Raw genomic sequence first — 17,277 nt, 5'->3', positions numbered from 1 at the left:
GTTTGCTTTGTCGTAAATTGTTCAAGTTGTTGTATTCGATCTACTCCATCTCACCGCTTTATATATCCTTAAGCAGAGATCGAATCGTAGCGAGGTTTTAAGCGTTCGTTATCGGCTGAAGAATCGTTTTAAGGAAAACCCCTGCTTACTCTCACTTCGGGCAGCTAATTCCTCATTCCGTTGCTCCAGCTGGCTTTTCAGACTTGCCAACTCTCTATTTACTTTTCTAAGTTCCATTAAATTAATAACCTGATTGGCCAGAATTTTTAATGAGGCCAACTGTTTCTCAGTCAATTGCTTTGGCGTATGATCTAATACGCATAAGGAGCCCAGCGCGTACCCATCTTCAGTGACCAGAGGAACACCCGCATAAAAAATCACATGGGGGTCACCCGTAACATAAGGGTTGCCTGCAAACCGGAAATCCTTGCGCGAATCAGGAACAATTAATGGTTCGTTTGGATTGAGAATCCCATGCGCACAAAATGAAAATTCTCTGGCTGTTTCGCGTTCCTCAAGTCCATAATTTGATTTGAACCACTGACGCTTATCATCAATCAGGCTGATTAACGAAATCGGAGTCTGGCAGATTTCGGAGGCAAGAAAAGTTAGCTGATTATAATCCCGTTCAGGTAAGGAGTCCAGAATATCATAACTTTTTAGGGCATTTAGTCGCTTTTCTTCTTCAGGAGGAGTCGGCGGGAACAGCATATTACATTGAGAAAGTTGTATCCAAAAGTACGTAGGAAACGCAAAATTCGATCATTTGTAGACAGTAAAATCTCCTTTCCGGTAAAGTCTCAACTCGACATTTTGCTGGCAAATAACGTGCCGTTGGGCCAGATGCCAATTGTGGGAACTCGTGATTAACCCTTTCTATGAAACCGCTTTGATTAGTTGGTCAGTATTATCCTGTATACAGTCCGAAATCAGGCTGGAAACACCCTTGAGAGCGTATATAATAGAGATGGAATTATTCTGCAATCCAGCCTTGCAAACATTGGCAGTGGCCTATACCCCAAAATGTGAACTATTGAGGACTTTTTGAAGAGTTTAGCCAGACTTTCAGAAGACTATCGGAGGTCTATTGAAGGCTTTTCGAAAGATTATCGAGGCCAATTTTTCATCAATATAAGTATAAAATACTATATATATAATTTGTATAATTTAAAGTATTAATATAAAAAAAACCTTCAAATTTCGACAATTTGAAGGTTTCGCAGAGAGAGAGGGACAAGCTAAGTGTTTAATAGTCAGTGTGATATATTTAAGTTGGTTACTCTTTATTTTTTCTGCATCCAAACCAGCGTCAGATCTCTAAGCAAATAAGTCAATAACCTGTTGCTTTACAAGCCTTTACATTGATACCAGCACACGGTCATTTGACCCTATTGAGTCTCCTTATCGGAATTCTCAATTCTACCTATTACCTTCTTCTTAATACGTTCCTTTTTCTCTAAGTCTCCATCGAATAGGTCATTTTCTAATTGTGCGATTTGTTGCGGCTTTTGATTAGCTAAGTCCATCAATTGTCTAACAAATCCCAATGTTTCGGTTAACCGTTCATTCTCCTTTTCTAATTCTTTTATTCGTTCCCGTAACATTTCTAATTCTTTAGGTAATCCGGCATCCTCGTAGCCTAATAATTCTCCCAAAGTGACTCCCAAGGCATTTGCTATTCTTTTTACTTGCTCAATAGTCAACTTATCTCCTCTATTCTCAAATCTATTGTAGTTGGATGTTTCAATATCCAATGCCTTAGCTAAGTCAGACTGTTTAAGCCCCTTCGCTACTCTTATAGTTCTGATATTATCTGATATAGACATTCTGCAAAGGAACAAGCTTATTACGAGCTGTTTGTTATCAATATTTAGAATTAAAATCTTCAATATTTGAAATTTATCACTTCAATATTTGGAATTAATACATACATTCATATAATTTGCATTCGTTAAATCATCAAATTATATGAACGCAATACAAAATACTACCCCTCTAAGTTGTGTAGTTACGAAGTTCGAAGAGCGTAACAACCTGAAATTCAAGCCTGAAAGATCGTTTTATGAACGTATTGGCATTAACAAGGTACGTTTCTGGCAATTAGTTAGAGGTGAAAAGGAACCGTTTTCGTCTGAATTGGTCTCTCTCGCCACTTACTTCAATGTGCCCTTATCCGAACTGGTATAGCTCTATGTCAACGCGCAACAAATCACCCGGCAAGCGTGAATTATTAGGTCGAGAGCATTCTATTTAACGAAACTCAAACTCACATAAATAAAAAGCTCGACTCTAGCAGTGGAATGCGTAAAGTCGAGCCAATCCCAATTTTCAACCCGGCCTTGTTCGAGCAAGGCCATAAACCTTTACAAAGGTAATGAAATACACCCAAAACCGCCGTTTATCGAAACTGGCATCGGTTCGTGAAATCCGAAAAGTAAAACAGATTCGCGTTCCTCATTTAGCTGTCACATTTATAGCTCGTATCAAACCTAACGGAAGAGATATAGCAATCTATTGCCGACTGACGTATAACTCTAAACGTTCGCAGTTTTCTACAGATATAACTTGTAAGCGAAAAGACTTTGATACAAAGACACAGGTAATTCAGGGGCAACCTGAACAAACAGCTCTACTTGCGACGATTAAAGCAAACGCTTTAAAAGCTTCAGCTCAATTACGAACATTTGGTCAACCAATCGATTTGGAGGTTATCAGGAAACTCACCCTTGGCGACACACTGCATAAAGAAGAAACACCAAACCTGTTAAAGGCATTTGCCTTGTTTCTAGAGCGTTCACAAAAGGAATGTAAGTCAGGTGATATTGACTTCGATACCTACAAACAGCACGAACGTTGGGCCAAACGGGTAGGGGAGTTTTTCACCGAACAGTATGGTAAAAATTGCGCCTTATATGATGTAAAGCCATCAGATGCTAAAGATTTGCAATTATCCTTAAAACTGGAAAGCAGTCACGGCCAAAATTATTCCCTCAAGATTGTTCAGTTTACCAAACGTATTTTTAATTATGCCGTTGAAAATCTATGGATTGAGCGTAATCCATTCATGAATTTTAAGGGGAATAGAAAGCCGAGTAAGATTGAATACCTCAATGAAAAAGAAATTTCGTTGTTAGTCGAAACGAATAAACTCAATCCGTCTTTACGACGGGTTTTAGACGTTTTTCTTTTTCAAATATTCACCGGATTTGCTTGGAAGGATGTAGAGCAGCTAAGGGATAGTGATATAGGTACTCATGAAGAAACAGGCGTTCGATTTATTGAGAAACCTCGTCAAAAGTCAGGTACGTCCCAAATTGTGCCGCTATTGCCTCAAGCGGAACGGCTTCTAAAACGGTACGCCATTGATCCTATCTGTAAGTCCAATGGTCGGCTGCTGCCTGTTCCGGCAAATGCTACCATGAACAATTATCTTAAAGAGATTGCAGCCGTTGTGGGCATTCAGAAACGACTCACCACTCATATGGCACGTCGTACTTTCATTACGCTTTTCTTCCACCGGGGAATGAGTTTAAAGTCTGTATCCGTTATGGCTGGCCACACGAATACGGCTGTGACAGAGCGTCACTACTTGAGGGTTACTCCAGGCAAGATAATTCAGGAAATGCAGGTCGTCTTTCCTGAGATGAAGAAGGCTGACAACAATCAAAACGAACAAGCGGCATGAGCACATTGTATCCCCTAATGACGCTGGAACGGTTACCAGAGTTTATGGAGCCCCAAGAAGTGCGCGAGATGATCGCTTTTCTCATGTGCAATGCGGTTAGATCGAAAGAATTTCACGCACTAAAGCGATTAGAGCAGACCAACATCGTTGAGTTTTGCCTTAGTGTGCAGAATATATTACTCGGTGCTTTTAATGAGCAAGTTGAGTAAAAAAAGCGCTGACGGTTCGGAACGTCAGCGCTTACCTTTTTAACTCTCTTCCAACCAATTTAATAACGAAGCTAACTAAAAAGCTTATGGATAAAATTACCAAAAATCCGTCGAAATTTAAAGAAAATGCTGAAATAAATGCTGATAATCAGATTGTTGTATCAAAACATCAACAAGGTGCTGACGATAGTGATAAGCAGCTACCTAAGTTTGTTAGGATTCATAATTATCTATCGAAGCGGTATGAGTTTCGCTTTAATACAGTAGCGCTTGATATTGAGTACCGAAGTAAGGTTGACGCTAAATCTAACTGGGTTACCTGTAACGAAGCGGATCTGACAGTTGAATTGCTTGAGTATGGATATACAGGTTTTGACAAATTATTAACCGCACTCCTTAAATCTAGCTACGTACCTAAATACGATCCTTTACGGCACTATTTTGAGAACTTACCTGCCTGGGATCAACAGACCGATTATATCACTCAATTTGCATCATTCGTACAAACGACTGACCAAGACTTCTTTTATACTCAATTTAAGAAGATGCTAGTCAGGATGCTTGCTCAAGCATTTGGTGCCATATCTTTTAATAAGCAGTGCTTTACATTCTATTCCCTTCAAAATGATGGTAAAACTCATTTTTTCGAGGCACTGATTATGAAAACGCCTTTGCAGCCCTATTATAAGAAGAATCCAGATATTACAGGCAAAGAATCAAAGCGGGCGTTAGCTGAGAACTTCATGTTAAACCTCGATGAACTTTCGGCGCTCACTAAACAAGATGTCGGCCAGGTAAAAGCGACGTTTGCTGAGTCCCAAATCAAGGTCAGGCTACCATACGATAAAAAAGATAGCATTATGCCTAGAAGGGCTTCATTTGTAGGTTCGACAAATAAGCGCGAGTTCCTAATCGATGAAACCGGAAATGTTCGATGGCTAGTATTTGAAGTGCTTCGTATTAATCACGACAATGGGGGACCTAACGGATATATGTCAGTGGGGGTTGAGAAAATTTGGGCGCAAGCCTATTTTTTGTTTTCCTCAGGATATCCTTGTCAACTCACGAAAGAAGAACTCGAACACTCCGAAGCCAATAACAGTAAGTATGGTGTAAATACGATGGAGTACCAACTTCTCGCAACCCACTTTACATCACGATCCAAACATGATGGAGGAAAGTTTTACCAACCTGTTGATTTGGTCGTTCGACTCACTGAATTAACACAGAGTAAGGTCAAACTCAATGGCGAAAATGTGGGTAAAGCACTATCAAAACTGGGAGTGCCTAGGGTTAACGGCAAAAAAGGACAAATCTCAGTTCATGGCTATTATCTTATTGAAAACCTTTTGGGCGTAGATGATTCTCCGGTTGACTACGTAACTAGTCCTAAATGAAAAAATCACTTTTTCTGCAAATCTACTTACACTACTTACACCTTACTCTTAACTTGCTTTAAGTCAATGATTTATAAGGTGTAAGTAGTTTATTGACTTCTTACATAGAACTTACAATACTTACACCTATTTAAAATTTTGTGTAGGGAGAGGTGTAAGTAAAATGATATATAATAAGCTGATAATCAATGGGGGTGTAAGTTAGTAAGTGGTGTAGGCGCTTTTCTAAAACTTTTTTTAATTCTGAATCCCTCCTCCTTTTTCTTTTAGCGGCCTGAATCAGAATTGTATTATGCCGCTAAAAGAAAAAATAAAGTTTGAATATTTCTTCACTTCCTACAATTCCTTTTTAAACAGTTTAACCGCCAAAAGAAAAACACAATGCACTTTTCTAGAGAAGACATTTCAGGTCTCAAGAAGACCTCAATTCGCAGCTATTTGAACTGCTTAGGCATGCACCCTTTGAGGGTAGTTAATGGTCAATTGCTTTATTATTCCCCGTTGACGATAGAAAAAACACCATCGTTCTATTTACATCTTCAAAAGAACGTATTTAACTGCTTTAGTAGCGGAGAGAAGGGAGATATTATCCGATTAGTTACACTGATTGAAAAATTAACGTTTAAAGCCGCATTAGAGCGTTTAGCGGCCTTTGATCCAATTCAATACATACCCTTTTCTTTCGGCGGCTTAAATGACACTGTAGAGCCCCCTTCAACCCCCGAACCATCCAAACTTATATTGCTCGATGATCGAGCTCTGTTTAGTCAAATACTAATGGATTATGTAAAGGAACGAGGCATCCCACCGAAGCTAGCGATACGGTATCTCCATGCCGTTCAATACCTAAATGGCAAACGGCAATATGAAGCCATTGGATTCAAAACGGATAAGGATAGTGATGCCCTACGATCTAAATATTTTAAAGGTTGGTTAGGTCCGTGCGCAATTCGAACCATTCCAGTTGATGGCTCAACCGAGGTAAATGTATTTGAAGGTTTTTTTGACTTCTTATCGGCGCTTACTTTCTACCGGCTATTCCGGCCAAAGCAAACTACGATAATACTGAACTCGACCAGTAATTTACAGCAAGCCTTACCCGTAATGGAGGGAGCAAAACGGGTGAACTGTTTTTTCGACAATGATGATGCTGGGCGTAGGGCTATAGCCAAACTAAGGGCGCTATCTATACCTGTTAGAGATTGCTCAAGTATCTACGCTAAGTACAACGATTTTAACGACATGGTAAAACATAACGCTAACATATATATACATAGTTAATTCATGGCTTTTTCGTGGCTTTCCCAAGGCTTTTCACTATAAAATGCAGGGCTTTCGCGGGGCTCTCTCAGGGCTTTAGAGGGAATTATGAAGGACTTATTAACTCAAATTTTTAAATCATGGAAACGAAGGCACGCAAAGAATCTATTCGGAATTACAAGTATGAGAAGGTATTGAATGAAGGAGGAAGGCTCTTTTATATGAAGCGATGTGTTCATTGTAATACGTTGTATAAAGCTAGGCGGCAAAATGCTGTATTTTGTGGTGAACGTTGCCGAAGAGCAGCTCAAATCACTCGTGAACGATTGGGTGCTACAGCCAGTGGTGATGAGTAACTAAGTAACTAATAAAAAAACGCCCAGTCATCAACCGGGCGTTTTTTATTGCCTGATATTATAAGTCTCTTTGTGCATAGAGAATGGCAAGACAAAGAAGAAGCCCAATGGTAATTACAAGCGGTTTTGAGGTTGGGACCGATGGTGCTTTATTGATATTATTCAAAATGCCAGCGTTAGGATTGTTAGCACCTGTTGGCGCTGTATTAGGATTTCCGCCTTGATTTGAGCTGGTGCCAGAGTCAATGGTAACACCACCACCCGTAGTGTTGGATTGGTTTGCAATACCCACGAGTTGATCTACATTCATGGGTGGTCTAGTGCCCATTTGTGATAAAGCTACATAACGGTCTGCCCAACGCCCCTGGCTTAAATCGTAATAGCCAGTATCGCCCAAAAATACAGGTGCTTTATAAGTGGCTACGGTAAAATCAACTACCTGATCTTCGTAATAATCACCTAACAAACATTGTGCAGGTCGATAAGGAAAAGGACCAGCATTGGCAAGTACATCTGCATAGCCTGGACCTTTCGCCTTTAGAACGAAAGCATCATTTTGAAAACTAGCCTGCAAAATGATAACTTTCGTTTTGTCAAGAAATTGATTAGTTATTAAAAAAACCGGCCCTGTGTTTGCCAGATAACCTCTTTGAACTACATTCATGACTAATAAAATTTGAGGGTTAAAAAAGAGTTAACTCTCTTAAATATAGGCAATTATGTTCAAAAAGGCAAGAGGTTTTCAAGAGATAACTACCAGCCAACATCAAACAAACTAATAGTTTTAGCCCCAAGTTACTGTTCGTTTACTTCTTGGGATTTGGGTTTACGTCCACGAGGCTTGCCTGTATAGGGAGCTTTAGGAGTAGCTTCTTCTTGGTCTAACTGTAGCTCTAACGCAGTTGCATCATCATGATTAAAAAAGCGAATCGTAAAATTGTATTTCCCTTTTTCAAAATCAACACCACTTCTTTTCAAAATAAACGGCAAAGCTAGCGTATAGCTTTTGGCCGCTTTCTCAAATTGAAAGGTATCAGCCTGGTCAGTGGCCGGTACTAAGTAGATAGATTTAGCTTTACGCTTGCCTTCTTGCATTCCGACTTTAAAAACTGCTGATTCTAAATCTATGCCTAAATCAGCAACAGTTTTGGTAGGAAATACTACTTTACCAGAAGTAGAAATATAACCCGTTAGAACTACTTTCTTTGCTTTAGGCTCTTTAATTTTATTGTCTTTTGCCGCACTGTTTTCAGCAGATGAGAAGAAACGTATGCTTAGTTTTTTCATGTTCTTTTATAATAAATTTAAGTTTGCTGCAAACTTACTGAAAAAGTGTAGTTTAATTGAACGAAAAGTTATTGTAGAAAAGTAATTTATTGTAGAATTTTTATATTGAGTAAAAGAACTTTATTTGATAGGTATAACAACAGAAATAAGTAATAATGGAATTATTTTGAAAATCAAACGACATTAGATAGGATCATCTAAATAGACAAAATTCACAGCCGCTTATTAAAAATCAAAATAAATTATTTTATATCTATATAGCAGATTTACTTTAGCCATTCCCAGCCACTTAAGCCATTTGCTAATTATTATAGAACTTTATTTTAATGAAATCATATATAATTAGGTAGGGATGTAAACTTATCAAAATATACACATTGCATGGCTAACAATACAATCTTGCTTACCGATTTAGATGAATATCTGGATTACAAACAGTCATATTTGCGCGCCAATTCATTTAAATCCTACCGGCTCTTTGGAGTTAAATTCAGTGAGTTTCTAAAAATCAATAAGTTGACCCACATAAAGACTCGCTTAGTGACGCCTGTCATTTGTGAAAACTATAAACGCTACATTCTCAAGCTACATTCCGACCCGGTGACGCGCAACAAAGAGATTGTACATATGAAAACGTTCTTTAAACAGTTCACTAAAGCCGGTTGGGAGCGCTACCTGATTAGCCCTGCACAAAATATTGAACTCCTGCCTAAACAGGATAGCGAAATGCACGAGCCGTACGACGAAGAACAGACAGCGGCAATTATTGGGAAAATCTTGGAGAAGCGCGATTACTGGCTACTGCTTTATATCTATTTGATTCACTATATGTTCGCACGTCCTGGTAGGGAAGTAAGACTTCTAAAAGTAGGAGATATTAAACCGAGAGCAATTCTCATACGACCAGAAAACTCCAAAACCAGACGGACCAAAACGCCAACCATTACCAAGCCAGTCGAAGAATTACTAGACTATTTAGGCGTAAAAAATTACCCGCTAAATTGGTATGTGTTTGGGCAAGACCGCGAACCCGGCCCCGTTGCCTGTGGTCGCAATACCTATTACCATCGTCACAAACAAATCTTAAAAGAGCTAAAAATTGAAGGCAAATACACGCTCTACGGCTGGAAACATACGGGCAATATTCGGGCAATTACATTAGGGATAAATGAACGTGAACTACAATTTCAAAACGGATTCAGGGATTACAAGACACTTGAAATTTACATTCGTAAGCTCAGTGCATATATGTCAAGTGAGATATATGACAAATTTGTATAATTATAATAAGTTGGAATTTGGCCCGGTTTCACATTATTTGCTGCAATAGAGGTATAAATCTTGTTTGATATTTATACATACCTCGCAAGCCATGAACTTGGAAAATGCTTTGAAAATAAATGAGTTAGAAAATAATCTCTATTTCCTAACAGGCTACCTAGAAGATTACGAAAGTACAAATGTAGAAAAGCGTAGTTCTATAAGTTCGCTGATAGCCGTAGACGCTCGATTATTAAGTAAACTCTTAATGGAAAAAATTATTCACCTTCAAAATTCATATTGACAAATAATCAGCCAATTTACCACCATGAAAAACCTGTTCATCTCCCTTTCCCTTGCAACTCTATCCCTGTTAGCGCAAGCGTGTAAAAATTTCGCTATTCGTAGTGCCCTTTACAGGAAAGAATATTTATAGATTCTTCTGTAACACCATATACTAATCGGTGTTCTTGGTTGATTCGTCTTGACCAATACCCTTTTAAATTGCCTTTTAGAGGTTCCGGTTTACCCTTCCCATCAAAAGGAGTCCGGCAACATTCTGCAATTAGTTCGTGTATCTTCAGTAAGATCTTCCTATCAGTCGTGGCCCATTCGGTCAACTCATTAAAGGCTTTTTGGGAAAACTTAACATCACGCGGCATTCTCCAATTGAGTCAATAAGTCATCGACAGAAACCGTAACGCCCTTACCTTGCCGAATATCCATGTCACCTCCTAGAACCTTTGCTTCAAAAGATGATAAGCGACCTGCTTCAATACCTTCCAAAATAGGCCGGTATACTCCTAGTTTAGTGGCTACAACGTGCAAGGCTTTGTCGATAATCGGAGGCATTAAACTGAAAATATCGGGCTTATGCTCAAGTACTGTATACGATTCGGCAACACCCAGCAAATACAGTATCCAATGTGCCTGATCGTGGGTTAGCTGCTCCCAGTCAATTGAGAAATTCCCGGAAGCCATTTCTGTAAATGCTTCTATGCCTTCTGGCGAATAGAGCAAAGCTAACATGGAAACCACATCATTGTGGATTCGTTGTTGGCTCTGAAGAAAGGCAGGAAAAGGCTTCATAGTGGTTGTGTTATGTAACTATAACGCAAGATAGAAAGTAAACTGTTCCCTTGGAAGTCGCTACAGAAACTGCCAGGTCGATTGATCGGGCTTTTTGCAGTCAACCGGAATCTACCTAAACCAACTCTACTGGTTGCCCTGCTGTTTCTTGAGTTTATAAAATTAATCAATCGGCAAGGTAACGGCTGTAATCCCAACGGCGCTAGCCCCTGCGATCACGTATCAGGCTACGGTGGTCACAATCGCCGGTAGACTAATAGGAGCAGTCACGATGACCGTATCCGCCAAGAATAACGAGCGTTTTTCTCAGCAAAAAATAGAGTATAATAATCCACCTTATAATTAGGCGTAAACTGCTTATATTTAAGCAAGTAAATGGGTTAAACCTTGCACCTAACTTTTTTCATGGATGAGTACATCTATTTAGGAGATCGAATGACAGATCCAGCCTTAAAAGGCGCAGGTTGTAAAGCCATTCGTACCAAGACAGGAAAATGCATTCGTGGACGCAATGGGAGTATGCTTGTTGAGTTTCATGATGGACCTAAAATAGTAATAGCTCGCTTACTTAGAAAAGTTAACGTATGATCTATGCTTATATTAGGGTTTCGACCGACCGACAAACGGCTGAAAACCAGAAATACGAAATTCTAAAGAAGACATCCACAGATCGAGTGCACGTTGACCAATGGATTGAAGAAACGGCTTCTGGAACTAGATTGGCTAATGACCGGGAGTTAGGTAGTCTCCTGAAGAAAATGCAGCCCAAAGATTTGTTGTATGTAACGGAGCTTTCCAGGCTTGGTAGAAGCCTGATGGAAATTATGTCAATTCTTCACAACTGTATGGAGCGAGACGTGCGAGTCATTGCCATCAAAGAGGGCTACGAATTAGGTAATAACATTTCTTCGAAAGTTTTGGCTTTTGCGTTTGGGCTATCTGCTGAGATCGAACGGCAACTAATTAGTCAGCGGACTAAGGAAGCCCTAGAGCGTAAAAAGGCAGAGGGTGCAAGCCTGGGACGGCCCAAAGGTTCCCGCAATGTATCGGTTCTGCTTTCAGGAAAGGAAGACCACATTCGGGAGCTATTGAAAAATAAAGTTTCAATTTCTGCTATTGGCCGAATTATGGGAGTGAACCGGCAAACAGTTAACGATTTTATAGAGAGTAGAAATTTAGCTTAAAGTTTGAAATATGAATTCTTTAGCTTTAGTATGCAAAACTAATTTATAATACAAAAATCTCTAAATTTAAATACTGAGTTATAGTCTGTGCGTAACCGAATAGAATTGCCGCACAATTAGAAGAAATAGCGACAAAGTCACTCGTTAATTGATGAGATTAGAATTTGAGACGCTTCTACAGGCTGTCTATAATATTTCAGTATTGAGAAAGGTGTAATAAAATTGGACGTTTTCTGAAAGTTATACTAATTAAATATCTAATATTATAAATTGACCATTTGAAAGCTGTACAAAATACGGATCTTAAGATGACTGACTTCAAAAGTCTACAATTTAAATTAGGATAAGAAAAACTTGAAGCTAGAATGAAATATGTTAGCTTTATACAATAATATTATTATCAAGATATATTTATTTGTTTAAGTAAATTTCGTTGAAAATGCTGGAGTTCAAATGATTTATTTTTTGATTGCTTTTCAAGTTGCTGAAGGAATTTTTGCCCTTTTCTTAAGCTCAAACAATATTCAATAGCTCTATAAAATGTATAATCTTGAGACAAGGTTTTTGTAAAAGCCTGCTTATTTAATGGATATTTAATATACAAATGAACAAGTGACCGAATTAAGATTTCACAAAAATCCCAATCGCTAACCTTATTTAGGTTTTTCTTATATTTAAAAAATTTAATTACTTCAGTAAGCCAACTAGTATCAACTTCTATATATTCTTCTCTAGGAATTATATTCCAATCTTCATAATTTAACTTTCCATTTAATGCATTGTCATAAATATATTGAAAAACTTCAGATACTATCCACTCGCCACCATTGTTTCCCCTGCTAAACCCAACACCTAATACACTGGAAGCTATTTTTCGATTATTATAGGAAACGGCAAACTTACCAGCTCTACGCCAAAAATCAACAGGAAGATTAAAGTTTAATAAAAGTTGGTGATTATATATGTCATATATTAAAAGATATATATTTATATTTAATTCTTTCCTATTCGCATAAAGCCATTTTCTGACAAGTGATGCATGATTTTTTATAATTAACTGCCATTCATAAATTAAGTACTCAAAATCAACTGCTTCGTTAAGCCAGTCCAAAGATTGATCTAAAATAGAGTTACCTCTCAATTCATATAAATCTATTATTACCAAACTATGTATATTCAATATATTATGTAATACTTTTTTCCAGTTTATTGAATCTTCGTTTCCAACTTGTTTAATAATAATTTTTTGACAATCTAAATTGCATTTCCATATCCAATCGAATTCAATAATATTGTAAGATTTTTCTAAAATAATGCTTAATACATAATTATTGTTTTCAATCAAATCAATAATAGACTCATCATAAGTAAATGAAGCTTGTTCCCAAAGATTAATATCTAATTCATTTTTTGGGGAGTTATTCCACAACCAAATAAATTCACTTAACGATAAATTGCCTTCATGAATCTGTAATAATAGTCTATCATTAATTTGCAGATCTGCAAAGTTAAAAGTTAGATAGTTTTTTGAAGTAAGAACGTTTTTAATTAAATCCAACTCAGATACTTTTTCTAAGATAATAGAATTTTTTCCAAATAGTTTTTTCTTTAAATTTTGCGCTTCAATAGGTTTTGGAAAAAACTCACTTATTAAATTAATTAATTCTGTAAGAGGAATGTTTTTGCTAGAATATAATTGGTAAATGCTTAGTAAAGGTAAATAATTCTCCCTCGTACCTGGAACGTCAGAACCAACTAACCATAAAAATCGCCTTAGGTTATTATCCGGTTTAACTTTTAAGATGCTGGATAAAGCCCCCGGCTTTGTCTCAGGGTTGATTAAATCAAATATTTCACCAATATAATTCTGACGAAAAAGAGTAAAAGGAACAACTTGTAAGTCGAATTCATGGCCATTTAACTCTTTTTTATCTAATGCGCCAGTGCAAAAAGTAAAATTTCTCCGAAGTCTTGGCCATTGATCACTCCATATGCTTGTTATAGTTTCTTCCCATTCTTTTGGATCATCCGAAGGAATATATAATGGTTGGTTGGGCTTAAAATATAAACCTTGAGCAATATATCTTTTTTTTAAAATTTCTTCATGCTGCAACAAAACTGGTGATAATCTAATATCTAATTCAAATGGAACAGAATAATCTTCAAATTTCGATGTAATATTATTTGGCCTGTTGAATAATGGAAGTAGTACTGAAAAATCTATAAATTTCCCTATATCTGAAAACTCGATTAAAAAGGTTTGCGTCCATACACACCCAGGTCTTTGCATTTCATTGGCATACCAAGACTTTGCGATTGCATACAAACCTGATTCTTGAATGGGATAGCCAGTTAAATATGAATAATAAGATTTAAAAGGCATTGACCCCGAAAGGTCACTCTGAAATAATAATAATCGCTTTGTATGTACAGCAAGTTCGAGAGAGCTAGCTAATAATTGATGACCATTACGATAGCCATGCAACGTTTGATGAATAATTATGTTTGATTTGCTACCCATAAAATTGGTAAAGATATATCATGGCAGTATTCTGAATCAATTTTAACTATAATCCGCTCTGTTGGATCTATTATTTCATACAACTTTTCAACTTTTTTACTTTCGTAATCAGCACCTTGTGCACTAACCCCATAAAAGGCAGTTTCAATAACTGAACTATTACAATAGAGGTATTGATAAAACATAGGTAAATTTACTTTAACCCATTGTGAAGGTTCAATTTTGAAATTGTCTTGATTTTCTACTAAATCCCAGGCGGAAATAATAATAGATAGCTTAGTTACTTCATTTTTAGATTTTTGGCCTAAAATTAATTGAAGTAAATCAGTTAATTTTACTTGTGAAGGCACCATTTCGTGGCTCCATTCTTTCAGTTCTGTGGACGATTGGTCTTCAATTTCTTCTTCATGCTCCAAACCTTCCATAAGTAAATTCTGTAATTCTTGGGCATGTACAATTAAATTTGGCTTGGTGATTTTAGATGGATTGATGAATAAAACTATCCCATTTGTATTTTGAATTAAAACTTTTAAATCTTCACGCAATTGCCTTAATTGAATTAATTCTTCAAATATTTCCCCTGAGAGGTCAGGTACCACTAATGTAACATCCTCTTGTGTTTTAAGATTAATTAACTTCATTTCGGCTTTCTTATTCATTCCCTCTTTTAAGAAGGTACGAGGAACAGTAGTGTAACTTAACCAAGCTTCTCGAATAGAATTAAGGTATTCTTGGTCGCCTTCTAAACTTCTCAAACTAAAAGACTTTCCTTCTATTTGACTATCAACTAATTGCCACAATGCTGCCAAAAAAGTCGTCTTTCCAGCTCCATGTAACCCAACAAATAATACTTTTTTCTCATTCATTTTATTACGCCTAGTTGATTATATCTCCAAATTAAGCACTGTATAAAATTGACGTGTACTGTTAGTAGGAGGATTTAAAGTACTAGAAATTTGGAAAATTCTATTTTCTTTTGAAGAAATCCATTTATCTAATAAATTATTAATACCATAACCTAGATTAATCCCTTCTGTAAGTGAATTAGGCCTAGCCGCGATATAAATAAAATTTAATTCAGCAACTTTGTGAAGTAATATTTCAGATAATATTTTTTGCATATTTTCGACAGAAAAATCTGTTACTTGACCAAGAATGTCCCATTTAGTTATTACAATATCTAGATAAGTATGGCTATTGAAAATACCTTCTTCTATTGCTTTGCGAATAAATGTCTTTGCATTTGTTAATTCCACATTTCTTAATTTTTTACTTGCAAGCTTTTCTCCATCTAATGTTATCAAAATACGATTAACTGTTTTAAGTAAAGTTAGGCTTCTCATATAATCACTTGAGTTTCTGGCTAATTTATATATTTCCCCAGAAATGTCAGATATTAAAAGATTATGTGCGGCCCCTGTTAAATCATCCTCTTGCTTAAGGGCAATGTGTAAAAATTTAAAATCACCTGCTTTTGTCTTTTCTGTTTTTGATTTTTTACTTCCTGATGCTAAACGTGAATAATGACATCTCTTTTCAAAAGCTAATGGTGTAACTGAACCAGCAAACCATAGATTATTAAATGGTCCAAGTTGGAATAGCTCATGTATAGTAGAAGCAAGTGTAGTTTTTCCACTATCATACTCACCAATGATGACGATAACGGCAGCTTTAAATTTATAGGTAATGAGAGTAGTTTCGGCAATACTTAAATCTTCACCTGAAATTAATGTTATAAATTCTGGTGTAATCTGGAAATTATCTTCAATTTCAGCGTTATTCTCAATAGTATCTTCCCAATAAAAATGAGGACAATCGTCAATATCTAATCCTTCAAGGCACTTACCTGAAATAGCTATTGGGCAGGCCTTTTGTTCGCATGCTTTTCTTAGGTTGTTACTATTGTCTAGTTCCATAAATTACAGACATGTACGGTATGAATTAAAAAATTGTAACTCCCTATATATTTGTTCAGAAAGTTCAAGTGATCCTAATTTCTTTTTGGAATCTGCTCCGAGACTTGACTTTTTGTAAATCGAGTCCCAGTTTTCTCCCTCTTCTACTTGCAAAGATTTTTTGATGCCAAGTAATGAAGGAGTAAATACCAATAATTCATCAAAGTCTTTTATATCTATATGCTTCCTAATATTTTCAGGTAATGAGTTTACTACTTCTAATAAACTGACGTTTGGATATGCTTTATCCTTATTTTGCGCCAGCTTTAGTACTTTATCTATAATTACATTAGTAGCTAGATGTCCAGGTGATTGTTCGATGAATTCAGAAATCTCAAATGGAGCTACAAATATCATGGGTAAAATACCCACTTCTTTAAATCTTTTCTCAAATAAATTGCTTGATTCCCCAAAAACCCACCAGAGAATATTTACTTCCTCCAATAAGTTTTTATTAATTTTTTGATGGTTAACAATTTCTTTTGTTATAGTATTAACTTGGGAAACTAAAAGCTGTATTACTTCATTTAAATCACCAATTGGCTTTTTAAAGTCTGAATCTTCCAATGTATCTTCTTTGCTTATAATAGATATTGAATCAAACTCAATTTCGTCCGAATCTATTAATTCCTCATCTTCAACTTCTCTAAATCTTACAGACTCTTTTTTAATATAAATCTTTGCTTTGTCAAATATTGGAATTTTAGATTGTATAGAGAATTGCCCTAAAAAATTACTAGTTAATATTGCTAGGGCTAAAGCATCACTCGTTTCTGAAATCAAATCTAATTTCGCGCCTAATGTACATGCCGCCAAAACATGTATTAAATGTTCATTTTCTTGTAATGGAAATGATGAATCTTGCTTTTTGAATTCATTGCAAAATTCAATATATGATGGAATATCAGATACTTTAAAACCTAGATATATCTTTAATACATCAAGCCAAAAACTAATTTTATTATTTTGTAAAATTGAAACAATAGCTTTCTTCCTCTCGTCAATAGTATATGAGGTGGGATTTAATTCAGCCTCGCGATACCAGTCAGCAAACATTAAATTAAAGTCTGTCAT

At 36.5% G+C, this 17,277-nt stretch carries 17 protein-coding genes; 7 read left to right on the top strand and 10 right to left on the bottom strand.

Features of this window, described 5'->3' with window-relative positions; all coding sequences use genetic code 11:
* Positions 1-108 precede the first annotated feature (108 nt).
* Together ACYVE4_RS23600 and ACYVE4_RS23595 are read right to left on the bottom strand one after the other, a co-directional pair.
* Positions 109-711: a GAF domain-containing protein gene (locus ACYVE4_RS23600; protein ID WP_461042717.1), complete on the bottom strand. Its 603-nt coding sequence runs from the start codon at positions 709-711 to the stop codon at positions 109-111.
* A 677-nt stretch (positions 712-1,388) separates the two neighbouring features.
* Positions 1,389-1,826 carry a helix-turn-helix domain-containing protein gene (locus ACYVE4_RS23595; RefSeq protein WP_461042716.1) on the bottom strand — a complete coding sequence of 146 codons (438 nt, stop codon included), beginning with the start codon at positions 1,824-1,826 and terminating at the stop codon, positions 1,389-1,391.
* 548 nt (positions 1,827-2,374) lie between these two features.
* Between ACYVE4_RS23595 and ACYVE4_RS23590 the strand changes: the two genes are divergently transcribed.
* The 5 genes from ACYVE4_RS23590 (at position 2,375) to ACYVE4_RS23570 (ending at position 6,907) form a co-directional block, all read left to right on the top strand.
* Complete coding sequence (locus ACYVE4_RS23590) at positions 2,375-3,685, top strand: site-specific integrase (RefSeq protein WP_461042715.1); 1,311 nt, start codon at positions 2,375-2,377, stop codon at positions 3,683-3,685.
* Positions 3,682-3,894, top strand: coding sequence for a hypothetical protein (locus ACYVE4_RS23585; RefSeq protein ID WP_461042713.1), 213 nt, complete (start codon positions 3,682-3,684; stop codon positions 3,892-3,894). The genes ACYVE4_RS23590 and ACYVE4_RS23585 overlap by 4 nt, the downstream gene beginning before the upstream one ends.
* A gap of 86 nt (positions 3,895-3,980) precedes the next feature.
* Positions 3,981-5,291 (top strand): VapE domain-containing protein, encoded by a 1,311-nt coding sequence (locus ACYVE4_RS23580; protein ID WP_461042712.1) that lies wholly within the window; start codon positions 3,981-3,983, stop codon positions 5,289-5,291.
* Positions 5,292-5,744: 453 nt separating this feature from the next.
* Positions 5,745-6,572 (top strand): toprim domain-containing protein, encoded by an 828-nt coding sequence (locus tag ACYVE4_RS23575; RefSeq protein ID WP_461042711.1) that lies wholly within the window; start codon positions 5,745-5,747, stop codon positions 6,570-6,572.
* A 119-nt stretch (positions 6,573-6,691) separates the two neighbouring features.
* Entirely contained in the window at positions 6,692-6,907 is a 216-nt protein-coding gene (locus ACYVE4_RS23570; protein WP_461042710.1) for a hypothetical protein, read from the top strand.
* 58 nt (positions 6,908-6,965) lie between these two features.
* Here the strand turns inward: ACYVE4_RS23570 and ACYVE4_RS23565 are convergent, their stop codons facing one another.
* Both ACYVE4_RS23565 and ACYVE4_RS23560 read right to left on the bottom strand, forming a co-directional pair.
* A complete protein-coding gene (locus ACYVE4_RS23565) occupies positions 6,966-7,571 on the bottom strand; it encodes a hypothetical protein (RefSeq protein ID WP_461042709.1) in 606 nt (201 codons plus the stop codon).
* A gap of 131 nt (positions 7,572-7,702) precedes the next feature.
* Complete coding sequence (locus ACYVE4_RS23560; RefSeq protein ID WP_461042708.1) at positions 7,703-8,194, bottom strand: hypothetical protein; 492 nt, start codon at positions 8,192-8,194, stop codon at positions 7,703-7,705.
* A 381-nt stretch (positions 8,195-8,575) separates the two neighbouring features.
* Between ACYVE4_RS23560 and ACYVE4_RS23555 the strand changes: the two genes are divergently transcribed.
* Positions 8,576-9,475: a tyrosine-type recombinase/integrase gene (locus tag ACYVE4_RS23555; protein WP_461042707.1), complete on the top strand. Its 900-nt coding sequence runs from the start codon at positions 8,576-8,578 to the stop codon at positions 9,473-9,475.
* Positions 9,476-9,852: 377 nt separating this feature from the next.
* On the opposite strand, the gene ACYVE4_RS23550 is transcribed toward ACYVE4_RS23555, so the two are convergent.
* The gene (locus ACYVE4_RS23550) at positions 9,853-10,116 is read right to left on the bottom strand and encodes a Txe/YoeB family addiction module toxin (protein ID WP_461042706.1); all 264 of its coding nucleotides are present in this window, start codon (positions 10,114-10,116) and stop codon (positions 9,853-9,855) included.
* Positions 10,106-10,543, bottom strand: a complete 438-nt coding sequence (locus ACYVE4_RS23545) for a hypothetical protein (RefSeq protein ID WP_461042705.1) — start codon at positions 10,541-10,543, stop codon at positions 10,106-10,108. The genes ACYVE4_RS23550 and ACYVE4_RS23545 overlap by 11 nt, the downstream gene beginning before the upstream one ends.
* A 584-nt stretch (positions 10,544-11,127) precedes the next feature.
* On the opposite strand from ACYVE4_RS23545, the gene ACYVE4_RS23540 reads away from it, so the two are divergent.
* Entirely contained in the window at positions 11,128-11,727 is a 600-nt protein-coding gene (locus tag ACYVE4_RS23540) for a master DNA invertase Mpi family serine-type recombinase (protein WP_461042704.1), read from the top strand.
* 400 nt (positions 11,728-12,127) lie between these two features.
* On the opposite strand, the gene ACYVE4_RS23535 is transcribed toward ACYVE4_RS23540, so the two are convergent.
* The 4 genes from ACYVE4_RS23535 to ACYVE4_RS23520 are packed head-to-tail and all read right to left on the bottom strand — an operon-like array spanning position 12,128 to position 17,277.
* The gene (locus tag ACYVE4_RS23535) at positions 12,128-14,248 is read right to left on the bottom strand and encodes a GAP1-N1 domain-containing protein (protein WP_461042703.1); all 2,121 of its coding nucleotides are present in this window, start codon (positions 14,246-14,248) and stop codon (positions 12,128-12,130) included.
* Positions 14,227-15,114 (bottom strand): TRAFAC clade GTPase domain-containing protein, encoded by an 888-nt coding sequence (locus ACYVE4_RS23530; protein ID WP_461042702.1) that lies wholly within the window; start codon positions 15,112-15,114, stop codon positions 14,227-14,229. The genes ACYVE4_RS23535 and ACYVE4_RS23530 overlap by 22 nt, the downstream gene beginning before the upstream one ends.
* An 18-nt stretch (positions 15,115-15,132) precedes the next feature.
* Complete coding sequence (locus ACYVE4_RS23525) at positions 15,133-16,164, bottom strand: TRAFAC clade GTPase domain-containing protein (protein ID WP_461042701.1); 1,032 nt, start codon at positions 16,162-16,164, stop codon at positions 15,133-15,135.
* Positions 16,165-16,167: 3 nt separating this feature from the next.
* Positions 16,168-17,277, bottom strand: a complete 1,110-nt coding sequence (locus ACYVE4_RS23520; protein WP_461042700.1) for a GTPase-associated system all-helical protein GASH — start codon at positions 17,275-17,277, stop codon at positions 16,168-16,170.

The organism is Spirosoma harenae (assembly GCF_054776975.1).
This window is presented reverse-complemented; position numbering and strand designations above follow the sequence as displayed.

Bases quoted from the DNA above. Each gene is read 5' to 3' on its own strand.
- ACYVE4_RS23600 (WP_461042717.1), bottom strand. From the start codon at position 711: ATGCTGTTCCCGCCGACTCCTCCTGAAGAAGAAAAGCGACTAAATGCC.
- ACYVE4_RS23595 (WP_461042716.1), bottom strand. From the start codon at position 1,826: ATGTCTATATCAGATAATATCAGAACTATAAGAGTAGCGAAGGGGCTT.
- ACYVE4_RS23590 (WP_461042715.1), top strand. From the start codon at position 2,375: ATGAAATACACCCAAAACCGCCGTTTATCGAAACTGGCATCGGTTCGT.
- ACYVE4_RS23585 (WP_461042713.1), top strand. From the start codon at position 3,682: ATGAGCACATTGTATCCCCTAATGACGCTGGAACGGTTACCAGAGTTT.
- ACYVE4_RS23580 (WP_461042712.1), top strand. From the start codon at position 3,981: ATGGATAAAATTACCAAAAATCCGTCGAAATTTAAAGAAAATGCTGAA.
- ACYVE4_RS23575 (WP_461042711.1), top strand. From the start codon at position 5,745: ATGCACCCTTTGAGGGTAGTTAATGGTCAATTGCTTTATTATTCCCCG.
- ACYVE4_RS23570 (WP_461042710.1), top strand. From the start codon at position 6,692: ATGGAAACGAAGGCACGCAAAGAATCTATTCGGAATTACAAGTATGAG.
- ACYVE4_RS23565 (WP_461042709.1), bottom strand. From the start codon at position 7,571: ATGAATGTAGTTCAAAGAGGTTATCTGGCAAACACAGGGCCGGTTTTT.
- ACYVE4_RS23560 (WP_461042708.1), bottom strand. From the start codon at position 8,194: ATGAAAAAACTAAGCATACGTTTCTTCTCATCTGCTGAAAACAGTGCG.
- ACYVE4_RS23555 (WP_461042707.1), top strand. From the start codon at position 8,576: ATGGCTAACAATACAATCTTGCTTACCGATTTAGATGAATATCTGGAT.
- ACYVE4_RS23550 (WP_461042706.1), bottom strand. From the start codon at position 10,116: ATGCCGCGTGATGTTAAGTTTTCCCAAAAAGCCTTTAATGAGTTGACC.
- ACYVE4_RS23545 (WP_461042705.1), bottom strand. From the start codon at position 10,543: ATGAAGCCTTTTCCTGCCTTTCTTCAGAGCCAACAACGAATCCACAAT.
- ACYVE4_RS23540 (WP_461042704.1), top strand. From the start codon at position 11,128: ATGATCTATGCTTATATTAGGGTTTCGACCGACCGACAAACGGCTGAA.
- ACYVE4_RS23535 (WP_461042703.1), bottom strand. From the start codon at position 14,248: ATGGGTAGCAAATCAAACATAATTATTCATCAAACGTTGCATGGCTAT.
- ACYVE4_RS23530 (WP_461042702.1), bottom strand. From the start codon at position 15,114: ATGAATGAGAAAAAAGTATTATTTGTTGGGTTACATGGAGCTGGAAAG.
- ACYVE4_RS23525 (WP_461042701.1), bottom strand. From the start codon at position 16,164: ATGGAACTAGACAATAGTAACAACCTAAGAAAAGCATGCGAACAAAAG.
- ACYVE4_RS23520 (WP_461042700.1), bottom strand. From the start codon at position 17,277: ATGACAGACTTTAATTTAATGTTTGCTGACTGGTATCGCGAGGCTGAA.